The organism is Erythrobacter alti (assembly GCF_037996805.1).
Classification (GTDB): Bacteria; Pseudomonadota; Alphaproteobacteria; order Sphingomonadales; family Sphingomonadaceae; genus Alteraurantiacibacter; species Alteraurantiacibacter alti.
On the sequence record NZ_JBBNAX010000008.1, the window covers coordinates 397165 to 411402 of the forward strand.

Here is a 14238-nt window from a genome sequence, read left to right on the forward strand (position 1 = left end):
TAGCTGCGGGGCGCAGCCTTTTTTCAGAGGGGGGTGTCCTGCGCTTCCTGTCAGGCGCGGGTGCAGCTTTTTTGTACTTTAAACATTCGAGACCTATGCGCCAGGCAGCGCTGCTGTAGAGCGCGCGTCAACCTGTCCACAAACCGGCGACGCCTTGCCAGAGAGCAAATGCGTCGCCGGTTTGCGCTATGGCTGGTCAGAAATCGAAGCCGACCTCCACCCCGATCAGGCGGCGCGCGCCGGGCGAGATGAAAGACCCGCCAAATTCAATCGCCGGAATGACTTCGTTGAGGTAGTTTTCATCGAACAGATTGTTCGCGAAAATATAGGCCCGAATACTGCCAAAATCGACCCCTGCACGGGCGTTGAAAACGCCAAAAGTATCACGCTGTGCGACCGAATAATCGGCATCGCCAACTTCAGCGGGCAGGGCCAGCGCAGAGATTGGCAGCAAGCCGGAGAACAGCGTTGGGCGTATCTGATCTTGCACCGAGTGGAACCAAGTCGGGCCAGTTAGGCGGTAGTCGACGCGGAGCATTGCATCGGCTCCGTTGCTGATCGGCACATCAATCTGTGTGCCAAGGTTCAACGTCCAATCCGCCGTGTAGGGCGATTTGTTGCCGACGGTGTAGGTGCGAGAACTGTTTGCGATGATCTCGCTTTCGGTGACGTTAAACGCGCCGTAGATCGTCCAACCTTCAACCGGCTCCGCTGTCAGATTAAGTTCCGCCCCGAGAACTTCGACTTCGTCAATGTTGGACACCACGCGGAGCAGACCAAATCCACCCACGAAGAATTCGAAGAACTGCATATCGTCGATCTTGGTGTAGTAAGCCGCCAAATCGAAGGTGACTGCATCGTTCAACAGAGAGCCTTTGAAGCCTAGTTCGAAGGCAGAGCTTACTTCTTTGCGGTACTGATCTTCAATCGTGACATCGGCGCCGATGAACTGGTTGAAATTGGCATCAATGAGCGCGGAGGCACCCTGATTGTTGAAGCCGCCCGATTTGAAGCCAACTCCCCACGTCGCATAGAGGTTGAGGTCAGGTGTTGGCTGGTAGCTGATGTTGATGCGCGGCTGCAACTGCTGGAATGTTTCGTTCTGCGGCGACAGCGTGCCGAATGCTTGGCCAGGATTGATCGGGCCGCCGGTGAACGGATCGAGTGCATCGGGCACGAGCGACTCGGTCGAGCGCTCTTCAATATCGTAGCGCAAGGCCAGTCCGGCGGTAAATTCCGGGCTAAATTCATATTCGAGAGAGCCGAATGCGGCATAGACATCGGTGTCGAACTGGTCGGCGAGGAGCAGCGATGTCGGGTTGGTGCTGTTCGGCGGATTATAGAGGTTGGCGATGACGCCCTGGCCGGTATCGGCACCGATGCTCACGCCCGTTTCTCGGTCGATGGTGAGGTAATAAGCTCCGACTTGCCAATCGAGCGGTCCGTCGCCGCTCGACGCGAGGCGGATTTCTCCGCTTACGTCTTGCTGGCTGCGGCTCTGGAACTGCGTTCCGTCGCAAGTCGTCGGGCTGTATGCGCCGAAGGTCGAACCATTGGCCGGTGCGAAGATGAAGGGGACCGGAATTTCGCCAATAAAGTTCGGCTGGTTGACCGTGAACCCGGTGAGTTCGGCCGTAGAGCTGAAACAGCTTGCCACAGCGCCGTCCACTGCCGGATCGACATTGGCAATGAAGCGCCCGAAATCTGCCGATGTCCCATCTGCGACCAGCGCCTGCGACACGTCCGAATACAATGCCCAGGCAGTCAGCACCATGCCGCTGTCGAATTCATGTTCAACCTTGGCCGAAATATCGAAGCTGTCCTGCGTGTTGGACGGTGTGATGTTGCCGTAATAGCCGAATGGATGCTCATTCACGTCTTCGAAGAAGGCAGGATTCACGGCGGCGAAATTGGGCAGGTGGAAGGATGAGTTGAAGTTGATCGACGCACCGCTCAGTTCCGAATAGCGGCCACGAATGTCAAGCTCGGTTGCGGGGCCAAGATCGGCCACGATCCGCCCATCGAGCGACCAGACTTCCTGATTGTCGACCGTGTTTGGGTCTGCCAGAAATGTATTTTCGAAAAAGCCGTCCGTTGACCGGTAATAGCCGGAAAGGACAAATCCGATGTCCTGCGAAAGCGGTCCGGAAATGTGGGCTGTGCCTTCAAACGTATTCTCGTTTGCGTAAGATACGCGCCCACCGCCTTCGAAGGCCGATCCGGGCCGCAGCGTCTGAATGACGATCGCGCCGGCGGCCGCGTTACGCCCGTAAAGCGCGCCTTGCGGGCCCTTCAGGATTTCCACCTGACGCAAGGTGCCCTGCGGTTGGTTCAGCTGCGCGGTGTTGGTTTTGAGAATGCCATCGACCACCAGCGCGACGGAGCTTTCCGCATCGCGCGCACCATTGATGCCGCGAATGTTGATCTGCGTGTCGCCTGCCTCCGCCGTGCCAGTCACGATGGTGACGCCCGGAGTCAGCTGCGCGAAATCCTCGGCACTGTTGGCGCCAGTGTTGGCGAGAGCCTGAGCTGTGAGAACATTCACCGATGCGGGTACATCCTGAAGGCGCTCATCCTGCCGCCGCGCGGTCACAATGATCGTATTGTCGTCAGCTTCCTGCGCGCCGGCTGTTCCGGCATCCTGCGCGAGCGCGGGAAGGGCGATGAACGGGCTGGCGGCGATACCAGCGAAAAGCAGTGATTTGAAACCACGCATTGGAAATTCTCCCCTGAGGCTCCGACTGGTTTATCAGCCAATCGCTTAAGTGCGTCTTGCAGCGTTGTGGGTTTATTGTATACAATTCCTTCTCGTCAAGCCTTGGGGGATAGAAATGTCGCGCGCATCAGACCGTGCCTTCGATACCATTCGGTCCATGATCGTATCGGGAGAGCTGTCTCCGGGTGAGCAATTGATCGAAGAAGCGCTGGCAGAACGGTGCGGTGTATCCAGAACGCCGGTCCGAGATGCCCTGCGCAGGCTCGAATCGGATATGCTGGTGCAGCGCAATGACACGCAGCGAACTTTCGTCGCAGACTGGTCATTGGATGATGTGGCCGATGTTTTTGAACTGCGCGCGATGCTGGAAGGCCATGCTGCAAAATTGGCAGCTGAGCGGATGGATGATGCGGCGCTTGAGCGGCTGCGCAAATGCAATTCCGCCCTTCGCGCGGCGGTGAAGTCCAGCCCTCCCGACATAGATCTGTTTCTCGAACTAAACCGCGAATTTCACGCGCTAATCCTCAAAGTGGCTTCGTCACCGCGACTTGCAACACTGCTTGCCACTCTCATCGAGCAACCTGTCATTTGGCGCACCGCGCATCATTACAGCGCCGACGAACTTGTGCGGTCGAGCGCCGAGCATGATGAATTGCTGGCCGCCTTCGCGCGCAAGGATGGTGCCTGGGCGCAGTCGGTCATGTCGGGCCACATTCGGCGCGCATATCATGCATATGCCGATGCGCATCACGGCCTGACAGCCATCGACGCGGCGGACCGAAAGCGCAGAGCATGAGCGATAAATTGTATACAAGCGCAGTAGAAATGGTCGAAGTCGGGCCGCGGGACGGCTTGCAGAACGAAGCTGTCCAAATCTCTACTTTTGACAAGCTGGCGCTGATCGAGCGCGCAATCGCCGCCGGATCCCGCCGGATTGAAGTCACCAGTTTCGTCAATCCGAAAGCTGTGCCGCAAATGGCTGACGCCGATGCGGTCTGTGCTGGCCTGCCCGAGCGCGACGAGGTGACTTACATCGGGCTTGTGTTGAATGGCCGCGGAGCGGAGCGGGCGCTTGCTACCGGACGCATTGATCAGCTGGGTGCAGTCTGCGTTGCCACCGATACTTTTGCGCAAAAGAACCAGCGCCAGACGAGTGACCAATCGGTTGAGGTGGCGCAGGAGCTGGTGGCGATGGCGCAGGCCGCCGGGAAAACCGGGCAGGTCACGATTGGCGCAAGCTTTGGCTGCCCATTTGAAGGCGAGGTCGCCGAAGAGCGCGTCGTCGCCATGGCTGAACAGCTGGCGAAAGCGAACCCGGTGGAAATCGCGCTTGCCGATACCATCGGCGTCGGCAACCCGGCGCATGTGACCCGGCTCGTGAAGGCAGTGACAGGGGTGATCGCGCCTATCCCGGTGCGCGTCCACTTCCACAACACGCGCGGCACTGGACTTGCCAATGTCTGGGCTGCCATCGCTGCCGGTGTTCGCACAGTGGATGCCTCCATCGGCGGGCTTGGCGGCTGCCCGTTCGCGCCCAGTGCAGCAGGTAATGTGGCAACAGAGGACGTAGTTTACATGCTTGAACGGGCCGGGATTTCGACCGGGCTCGACCTTGAGAAACTGATCGAAACACACCGCTGGCTGACTGGCGTGATGGATAAACAACTGCCCGCAATGGTGGGTAGGTCGGGCGGCTTTCCCAAGCCCGCTGAAACATTGAAAAAGGAACTCGCTTGATGCGTTATCGCCTTGGAGTGGATGTCGGTGGGACATTCACCGACCTTCTATTGTTCGATCATGACAGCGGCCAATTCTGGCGGCACAAGACCCCTTCCACTCCGCAAGATAGCTCCGAAGGCATTCTGAACGGCGTGATTGCCATCACCGAAGAGGCCGGCGTTGATGCCGGTGATATCGAGTTCTTCCTGCACGGCACAACCGTGGCCACCAATGCGGTTCTGGAAGGCAAGGGCGCACGGGTTGGCCTGATCGTTACCGAAGGTTTCCGCGATATCATGCAGATCGCGCGCAGTTTTGTGCCTGGCGGCCTGGCAGGCTGGATCGTCTGGCCCAAGCCGCAGCCGCTCGCCGCACTGGAGGATACCGTCGAGGTGGCAGAGCGCATGGGTGCCGATGGCAAGATCGTGCGCGATCTGGACGAGGCGTCGGTCCGCGATGCTCTGACGAAATTGAAGGATGCAGGCGTTGAGGCGCTCACCGTCAGCCTGATCAATGCCTATACCAATGGCACACACGAGGCGCGTATCGGGGAACTCGCAGCAGATATATTGCCCGGCATTCCAGTATCGCTCAGCCATGAAGTGTTGCCGGAAATGCAGGAATACGAACGCACGCTTTCTACCGTTGCCAATGCGGCGGTGCGGCCTGTTGTCAGCAACTACCTCACCAATTTGCGCTCCCGCCTTGCTGATGCAGGCGTGACCGGCAAACTGTCGCTGCTGCGGTCCGATGGCGGATTGATGAGCAGCCTGAAGGCTGAGGAGCACCCCGTCAACATCCTGATGTCAGGTCCTGCCGGCGGTGTCACCGGCGCTGTGTGGGTAGCGAAGAACGCTGGCCTGAAGAACATCCTGACGCTGGATGTCGGCGGCACTTCGACCGATGTTGCTTTGATTGAGAACTTGGAGCCGCGCCGGGTGCGCACGACTGAAGTCGGGCACTTGTCGGTCCGCGCTTCGTCGCTCGATGTGAAGACCGTGGGTGCGGGCGGCGGTTCGATTGCCTTTGTGCCGGAATTGACCGGCGCGCTGCGCGTCGGCCCGCAAAGCGCGGGCGCAGTCCCCGGACCTGTCGCCTACGGCAAAGGCGCTGAGGAGCCGACTGTGACCGATGCGAATGTGGTGCTCGGCTATCTTCCTGAAAACCTGCTCGGCGGCAGCTTCAAGCTAGACCGCGAAGGCGCAAAGGCTTCGGTGCAGAAAATCGCCGATGCTCTGGGTGTGGGGCTGATGGAAGCGGCGCGCGGCATCATCGATATCGTGAACGAAAACATGTTCGGCGCGCTGCGGATGATCAGCGTTCAGCAGGGCTATGATCCGCGCCACTTCGCGCTGATGGGCTTTGGCGGCGCTGGACCGCTCCATGTAAATGCGGTCGCCCGGCTCATGGGCAGTTGGCCTGCGGTCTCTCCCGTATCTCCCGGCGTGCTGTGCGCGCTGGGCGATGCGACCACGCGGATGCGGACCGAGACCGCGCGCAGTTTCAGCCGCCTTGCGACCGCTACCGATGTGGACGAGCTGATCGCGCTGCTGGATGAAATGGCATCGCAGACCCGTGCGGAACTGGAAGCCGATGGAATCCCGGCAGACAGCATCTCCAGCGAGTTTGAAATTGACGTGCGCTATGCGGGACAAGCGTTTGAAGTGCCGCTCACTATCGATCAGGCGACGCTGCGTGAAAAGGGGCTGGAAGGCATCCTCTCGCGCTTCGATGAAGAGCATCACCGCCTGTTCACTTTCAACATGGATACCCCGCATGAAATCGTGAACCTGCGCGCCGTGGCGCAAGGTGCAGCACTGGAATTGCCAGTGGCCCAGCTTGATAAAGGCGACGGCGATCCTTCGGCTGCGAAGATCCGCGATCATTCGCTGTGGATGGACGGGGAAGAGCATGCTGCGGTCATTTATGACCGTTCCAAGCTGCGTCAGGGAGACACAATCCCCGGCCCTGCCATCATCACCGAAATGGACTCGACCACGCTGGTCGAAACCGGCTGCGTCGCCAAGATTGACGCTGTTGGCAACATCCTGATCAATCCGGCCTGAGGAGGCGCACGCGATGCCCGCTGTAATCATTCAAACGAACGACACTCCATTCAAGCGTGTTGCCATCGATCCGGTCACGCTGGACATTATCGAGAACGCCCTGCGCAATGCTCGCATCGAAATGGATGCGACACTGGTGCGGACTGCCATGTCTCCAGGTATCCGTGAACAGGGGGATGCCTTCCCGCTGATTGCGGATGCGAAGGGCAAGATGATCGTCGGCCAGTTCGGCAGCTTCATCGACGGCTTCCTGCGCCAGTTCGATGGCACGCTGGAAGATGGCGACATGATCTTCCTTTCCGATCCCTATTCCTGCGAAGGCGCAGTCAGCCACTCCAACGATTGGCTCGTGCTGCTGCCCGTGTTCAAGGATGGCCGGCTGATCGCCTACACCGCCATGTTCGGCCATCAGTCCGATATTGGCGGCAGCGTGGTCGGCTCAATGCCGATCAAGGCCAGTTCTATTTTCGAGGAAGGCGTTCGCATTCCGCCAGTGAAAATCTGGAAAAAGGGCGAATATAACGATGATCTGATGAAGCTGGTGATGCACCAGACGCGTAAACCCGACTGGTGTCAGGCCGATTTGAACGCGCTGATCGCCAGTTGCCGCGTCGCCTCCAACCGAGTGATCGAAATGGCGGGGCGCTTTGGCGACGATGTGTATTTCTCCGCCACGCAGGAATTGCTGGAGCGTAACCACCGCGCAATGAACGCCCTGATCGGCATGGCCATCGCTGAAGAGCCGGTGAGTTTTGAAGACTACATCTGCGACGATGGTAAGGGTTTTGGCCCGTACAAGATCAAATGCACGATGTGGCGGGAAGACGGCAAGGTCATCCTCGATTTCGAAGGCACCGATCCGCAAAGCGCGGCATCGATCAATTTCTATCTGAATGAAAACATGTTCAAGATGTTCTTCGGAATTTACATGATCATGGTTTTCGATCCGCAAATCCTGTTCAATGACGGGTTCTATGATCTGATCGATGTGCGCATCCCCGAAGGATCGCTGCTGAAGCCCAAATTCCCCGCCGCGCTTTCAGGCCGGACCCATGCTCTGGGGCGGATTTTCGATATTCTGGGCGGCCTGCTGGGCCAGAAGACGCCTGAATTCCTCAACGCTGCAGGCTTCAGCTCCAGCCCGCATCTATTCTACAGCGGTTGGGACAACCGCGAAGGCAAATCGGGCGAATGGTTCCAGCTGTTCCAGATTGGCTTTGGCGGCATTCCCGGCAGGCCAATGGGCGACGGGCCAGATGGTCACTCGCTGTGGCCGGGCTTCACGAATGTCCCGAACGAATTCCTCGAACGCTACTTTCCGCTACGGATCGAACGATATGCGACAGAGCCTGACAGCGGCGGCGCGGGCAAGCATCGCGGCGGGAATGGTATCCGCATGACCTACCGCTTTCTGACTGATGGTCAGATTGCAATTCATGATGACCGATGGTTCGTGCCTCCGTGGGGCGTGAACGGCGGCGCACCGGGTGGCCGCGCGACCAAGCTGCTCGAACGCGCCGATGGCACGAGCGAAGTCGTCGGCAACAAGGTTGAAGATGTCGACGTGAAGGAAGGCGATCTGCTCCACTTCGTCACTTGGGGCGGCGGCGGCTGGGGTGACCCGCTGGAGCGTGATCCTGAATTCGTTGCGCTGGAAGTGAGGCAAGGCCTCGTCACGGCGGAGGGCGCGCGCGCCTATGGCGTCGTGCTGGCAGGCGACGGCACCGTGGATCAGAGCGCGACTGCGGCTCTGCGCGAGGACATCACATCGGATCGCGGCGAATTGCCGCTGTTCGATTACGGCCCCAACCTCGGTGAACTGCGCGCCAACTGCCTTGCGGAAACAGGCTTGCCCGCTCCCACACCGCCGGAATGGGCCAATCACAAACATCTGGCCGAGGCAGCAGAGTGAGCAGGCCTGAAATTCCTCCGGCAACGGGCGCACTCGCGGGCCTGCGGGTCGTAGAAATGGGCCAGCTTCTGGCTGGCCCATTCTGCGGCCAATTGCTTGGCGACATGGGCGCTGATGTCATCAAGGTGGAGCCGCCCGGCCGCGGCGATCCCATGCGCGATTGGGGGCAGGGCGATGAGAAAGTGCAGTGGGAAGTCATCGGCCGCAACAAGCAGTCGGTCACATGCAATCTGCGCGTGCCAGAAGGCCAGGCGCTTGCCCGCAAATTGATCGCGACAGCCGATGTGCTGGTCGAGAATTTCAAGCCGGGAACACTGGAGAAATGGGGCCTCTCTCCCGAAGTTCTGCATGGCGACAACCCGGGCCTGATTATCGCGCGCATGTCCGGCTACGGTCAGGATGGTCCCTATTCCAATCGCGCCGGTTTCGGCGGTATCGGAGAGGCGATGGGCGGGTGGCGCTACATCGTGGGTGAGCCTGACCGCATGCCATCGCGCATGGGCATTTCCATCGGCGATACGCTGTGTGCCAGCTATGGCTGCATGGGCGTGCTGGCCGCGCTGCATCACCGTGACAAGACGGGGCAAGGCCAGATTGTCGACACTGCGCTTTACGAAGCGGTGTTGCAGGTGATGGAAGGGCTGGTGTCCGAATTCGATCACAATGATTTCATTCGGGAGCGGTCCGGCTCCATCCTGCCCGGCATTGCACCGTCCAACGTGTATCAGTGCAAGGACGGGCCCTTCATGATTGCGGCCAACAATGATGCGATCTTCGCGCGGTTGGCGCAGGCCATGGGCCAGCCGGAATTGGCGCATGATGACCGCTATTCCACTCACATCGCGCGCGGGAAGAACCAGGCCGAGCTAGACGATATGGTCAATGCCTGGACCATCACGCGCACTGTTCAGGAGGTAGACGAGGCGATGATCGCACATTCTATCCCCGCAGGCCGCGTCTACCGCGCTCCTGACATGTTGGAAGATCCTCACTTTAAGGCGCGCGAGGCGATCATTGAAGTTGAGACCGAGAGATACGGCAAGCTCAAGATGCAAAACGCCTTCCCCAAATTCTCCAAGACAGCGTCGGCAGTGCGGCGCGCGGCGCCTTCTGTACCGGGGCAGGATAACGCGGAAATCTATGGCGCGGCGCTGGGGCTGGACGAGGCTCAATTGGCCAAGCTAGCAAAAGAAGGCATCGTCTGATGTCTGACAAGACTGCGCAGGTCAATTACGCGGGCGTCTATAATGGCAAGCTTATGCCAGGCCGCAAAACGGCGCTGCTGATCGTCGATGTGATGATGGCCTATCTCGAGCAGGGTTCGCCCATATTCATGGAAACTGCCGAAGCCGCGCGGCAAAGCAATATCCGTTTGGCGCAAGCGGCACGAAACGCGGGGATGCCGGTCATTTTCACCAACGTCGAATACCAGGCAGGCGGCGCGGATGGCGGAGTGTTTTACCGCAAGGCTCCGGTGCTCAAGAGCTTCGATGCCGGCTCACCCATGGGTGCGTTTCCTGACGGGCTCAAGCCGCAGTCGGGGGAACTTGTGGTGACAAAGCAATATGCCTCCGCCTTCTTCGGCACATCACTTGCCGCGACGTTGACGGCGATGGGTGTCGATACGCTGCTCATCACCGGATATTCGACATCCGGCTGCGTGCGCGCCACGGGCGTCGATGCGATACAGCACGGGTTTATCCCGCTGATCGTGCGTGATGCCTGCGCAGATCGGCATGAGGGTCCGCATGAAGCGAACCTGTTCGATCTTCAGGCCAAATATGCCGAAGTGATTAGCGAGGCCGAAGCGCTCGATGTCATCGGGTGACTAATCGTCCCGCGCCAAAAACAGTCATAGACTGCGGCAATCAAAGGGCAATTCGGTTATTGCTTGAGCTTGGTGCGCAACTTCGCATTCTCGACGACGTCGATGATCTTGGTTCCTCACTTGCGAACCACACGTGTCTGCGGCTTGGCCAGGTCATCCAAGCCGATCAATCAGAGACCTCGCTTTAACTGCGACACGACAAACAAAATTCTACACTCGAGCGAATTCTCGTTCGGCTTGGATCAAGGCTCCGATCCGGTCATTTCATGCCACTTTCGCGAACCTGATCGATGGCGCCAAGCTAATATCCGAGTTTACGGTTTAATAGACCTTGCAGTCGTTTGTCCCTGAATAGATTACCGGTCAGTAATGACCGAAGGTCCGCAACTGGGTGGATAGCTGAAAGACCTGTTTCGGTCAGAATTGGCGATAAGCCGTCGCAGGGCGATGGGTGGTTATGCGCCGATCTGGACCTACATAGGCAAGCCCGTGCAAAAATTGGATCAACGCAGGAGCAAAATTACTCAGCTGTCGGTCATCGCACCTGTCATCAACAGCCTTACCTAACCGATAATTAACTACCAAAACCTACCACGGTCTTGCGCAGAAAGGACTAGTGGATCGTGTTTCATAAGGCTGTCGTTGCAAGTGGCACTAATGACATCACATCACATCGGCTGAGTGCGCTCCCATCTTTTGACGCGCATCGTCAATATCCGGTCGACTGGTTCAGCCGCAAAGCCAATCTCGCCTCCTCGCAAGTTCACCAAACGGTAATTTCTTCAGATGGCAGGCTGTGGGCCGCCACGCCATCAGGTCTGGCTTCTTATGATGGTGTCCGTATCGTAACCTATGGGCTTGACGATGGCCTGAAATGCCACGGCTTGCGGGCATTGGCGGTCGATATTCAGGGAATGCTGTGGGTCGGCTCGGACGTTGGCCTCCAACGTTTTGCGGTCGGGCATGGTGGCTTCGTACCCGTCTCGTGGGATCCATGCGGCGTCGTAGAAGCCATAGCAATTGACAAGAATGTGGCATTGGTTGGGACAACCAAGGGCTTGTTTACCTGGAACGAACCGGCCGGAATGGTCAAGGTGTCCGAACCAAGGCTGGCTGGTGCCACAATATCCGATATTTGCATCACCTCGACTCATGGCTCCATCGTTGTTGGCCCAACCATCGGAATCGCTATTTTCCTAAGCGGCAAATGGGTATTTCCTGAGTCTTACGATTTGGGGGCACTTGGCAGCTTGCGGCTGTGCATGACAGCCGGAGACGATCTTCTGATGATCGCTGGCGACGACAATTTCGGCGTCTTCTCTTTTGGCGGCAGATTGCAGGCCAGCACCATGGTACCATTCAAGGCGCGATCGTTGTGCTGGGATGAAGGCAGCATCATTGTCGGGGATGGCAATCAGGTTTCAGCGTTCACCATCAAGGACAAGAAGCTCGTCGGTCAAAAGGTACTTGTAGACGGAGTATCTGCTAATCACTTGTTGCAAGACCAGTTCGGCAACATTTGGATGTCGACAGAAAGCCACGGAATCGGGCGCATCAACGGGATCCGCCGGGCAATTTCCTATCCTGCGGTTCCAGAGATCGGCTCGGTCTTGTGTATCAAGCGGTTGAACAGTTGCACTGCTATCGGCGGCACTAACGGGTTGACCATAAATTCAGGTCTGAGCATCTTTAAAGGGGCGTCCATCTGGGATGTGACGCAGGATGCTGAAAACGTATTATGGATAGCGAGTGATCAAGGCTTGCACTGCGCCATCGAAGGATCGCTTCCGCTCGCCCACCAGCACGATTGCCCTGCCTTGGCCGCGCCCTGTCGCTCCCTGCTTCCGTATCGCGGGGGAATGCTGGTCGGTTCCATTCGCGGACTGGCGATTGTGGACGATGACTGTGCGCGTGAAATCCTGACGGAGGACGGCCACCCGCTGGGGTATGTATATTCGCTGTTCGAAGATAAGGATCAAGAGATCTGGGTCACAACGTTGGGCGCGGGGTTGTGGAAACTTACTGATGCCGGGCTTCGTCAAGTGACAGGAGGTTCTCTTCCTGCACAGTGCAATATTACTGCGGTGGCCCAGTCGCCGGTCGGGGACATTTTTGTGGCCCATGATAATTGTATTTCACGCATATCGACCGACGAACCCCCAACACTCTTTTCACGATCGCGAGAAAGCGTGTCAGCCTGGGCTTTGAACTTTGCCGACAATGGCCACTTGCTTGCCGGATCGACGCGGGGTTTGCTCGAATTTGATGTATCCTCTGGTCAGATGCTTCGGCGCATCGCCGATTATTCAGGCGACAATAATTGGGAATTCACCACCAGCCGATCATTGATTGTCGATAGTGGTGACAAGGTCCTGTGCGGACTTGCATCGGGATTGGCTGAAGTATCGCTCCTTCAGTTGGACAACGACAATCAGGCTCCCAGCGCCAAGCTCAGCGATGCAAGATGGACCGGAGTCGAACCTGCATATGATGATGACGCCATCATCGTTGAGGAAGGCAAATGGCGTGTCGAGTTTAACATTCAGACAGGTTGGTTCGTCGATGAAGAGACAACGCGGATGCGATATAGACTCTTGGGTTTTGAGGCGAGCTGGTCAAGGTGGGCCCCCATCCGACCAATTTCCTACAGCTCCTTACCTGCCGGCACTTACACTCTAGCTGTTGAACTTCAGTCGCCCATGAAGGGCACAGGGCCGGTCAAAAATGTCATCACATTCAATGTTCGGGGAGCTTGGCAGTCAATTGCGCGTCGACTGCTGAGCAAGCTCCCCGCTGCAATTGGCAAGTATGATTTGTTCGAACGCGCTGAAAAACGCATGCTTGGCCGCAAGAACCTTCAGCTTGAACAGATGATCCGCAGCCGTACCGTCGAGCTGCAGCAAGTAAACGATAAGCTGACATTGGCTCGTGACCGGTTTGACCAACTGGCGCATTCTGATCCTTTGACGGGTGTGGCAAACCGGCGCAAATTCGATCAGTCGCTGGAGTTAGCGCTAAAGCGCGCAAACAATGGAGATCATTTCCTCTCTTTGATCCTTCTCGATGTCGACCACTTCAAATCCTACAACGATTACTATGGCCATGCGGCAGGCGATGAATGCCTGAAACGCGTGGCTTTGGCGCTGCTTGCCGCGGTTAGAAAAACAGACGATCTTGTTGCCCGCGTTGGCGGTGAGGAGTTCGCGATCCTGCTGCCGGGGACGGATGAGAAGGCCGCCGAGATCGCTGCGGAAAGACTACGGCGTTGTATCAAGCGATTGCAGTTGCCGCATCTTGGAATTTCGGATGAGGCGGTCTTAACAGTCTCTTTGGGAGCAGCAACTGTCGGCTCTGGAGATATGGCAAGTGCAAGCGCAAACTCCTTGTTCAGTGAGAGCGACGAACAGCTTTACCGCGCCAAGGCGGCAGGTCGTAATTGCTGGGCCAGCAGAAACAGGCAATTCGAAAAACAATGTTAAAAGTTGAACGCGGCCGGTTGATCAAGATTCTATCATCACACTGCTTCCGGATATCTGGCCGCTGTCGACCTCTCAGAGGTGGCCAATATCGGCGGCAGGTGGGTCGTTAGCAGAATGTCGGCCTTGCAGGAACGATCGCCAATAGCGGACTGTCGGCTACCGACCCAAATGCGGACGTTCCCTTTGATGCCTGCTGACTTAGGCACCCGTCAGAGAATAAAATCAGCCTCTGCGAGGTTGAGCGTGCCATCGAGGCGAATGGCGTAATCGGCCTGCGCGTCGCCATCGGTATCCATGTAGACCATCGTGTTGCTCCCGACATGCTCCCAGCGCAGCTCTCCCGCCGTGCCGGAGAATACAGCATCGGCGATGAAGGTAAAGGCATCGTCCGCCCCGCCGAAGATGGCATCGACAAGGCTCAGGTCTATCTTGTCGCCCTGGAAATCGAGGAAGTCCTTGATCTGGTCTGCCGTGTTAGCGGTCAGCCCGGCGAAGTGCTCCTCGTCGAATACGAAGGT

General features: G+C 57.8%; 9 protein-coding genes. 7 read left to right on the plus strand and 2 right to left on the minus strand.

Features of this window, described 5'->3' with window-relative positions; all coding sequences use genetic code 11:
• Positions 1–196: 196 nt before the first annotated feature.
• A complete protein-coding gene (locus tag AAC850_RS11780; protein ID WP_340588938.1) occupies positions 197–2716 on the minus strand; it encodes a TonB-dependent receptor in 2520 nt (839 codons plus the stop codon).
• Between the two features lie 115 nt (positions 2717–2831).
• On the opposite strand from AAC850_RS11780, the gene AAC850_RS11785 reads away from it, so the two are divergent.
• The 7 genes from AAC850_RS11785 (at position 2832) to AAC850_RS11815 (ending at position 13720) form a co-directional block, all read left to right on the plus strand.
• A complete protein-coding gene (locus AAC850_RS11785; protein ID WP_340588939.1) occupies positions 2832–3512 on the plus strand; it encodes a GntR family transcriptional regulator in 681 nt (226 codons plus the stop codon).
• Positions 3509–4453, plus strand: coding sequence for a hydroxymethylglutaryl-CoA lyase (locus tag AAC850_RS11790; RefSeq protein WP_340588940.1), 945 nt, complete (start codon positions 3509–3511; stop codon positions 4451–4453). The genes AAC850_RS11785 and AAC850_RS11790 overlap by 4 nt, the downstream gene beginning before the upstream one ends.
• Positions 4453–6501, plus strand: a complete 2049-nt coding sequence (locus tag AAC850_RS11795) for a hydantoinase/oxoprolinase family protein (protein ID WP_340588941.1) — start codon at positions 4453–4455, stop codon at positions 6499–6501. The genes AAC850_RS11790 and AAC850_RS11795 overlap by 1 nt, the downstream gene beginning before the upstream one ends.
• A 13-nt stretch (positions 6502–6514) precedes the next feature.
• Positions 6515–8413 carry a hydantoinase B/oxoprolinase family protein gene (locus AAC850_RS11800; protein WP_340588942.1) on the plus strand — a complete coding sequence of 633 codons (1899 nt, stop codon included), beginning with the start codon at positions 6515–6517 and terminating at the stop codon, positions 8411–8413.
• Positions 8410–9618, plus strand: a complete 1209-nt coding sequence (locus tag AAC850_RS11805; RefSeq protein WP_340588943.1) for a CaiB/BaiF CoA transferase family protein — start codon at positions 8410–8412, stop codon at positions 9616–9618. Before AAC850_RS11800 ends, AAC850_RS11805 begins: the two co-directional genes overlap by 4 nt.
• On the plus strand, positions 9618–10241 hold the full coding sequence (locus tag AAC850_RS11810) for an isochorismatase family protein (RefSeq protein ID WP_340588944.1): 624 nt from the start codon (positions 9618–9620) through the stop codon (positions 10239–10241). The genes AAC850_RS11805 and AAC850_RS11810 overlap by 1 nt, the downstream gene beginning before the upstream one ends.
• A gap of 623 nt (positions 10242–10864) precedes the next feature.
• A complete protein-coding gene (locus AAC850_RS11815; protein ID WP_340588945.1) occupies positions 10865–13720 on the plus strand; it encodes a diguanylate cyclase domain-containing protein in 2856 nt (951 codons plus the stop codon).
• A 209-nt stretch (positions 13721–13929) separates the two neighbouring features.
• Here the strand turns inward: AAC850_RS11815 and AAC850_RS11820 are convergent.
• The coding region (locus tag AAC850_RS11820) for a M10 family metallopeptidase C-terminal domain-containing protein (protein WP_422723198.1) at positions 13930–14238 on the minus strand (309 nt) is incomplete at its 5' end.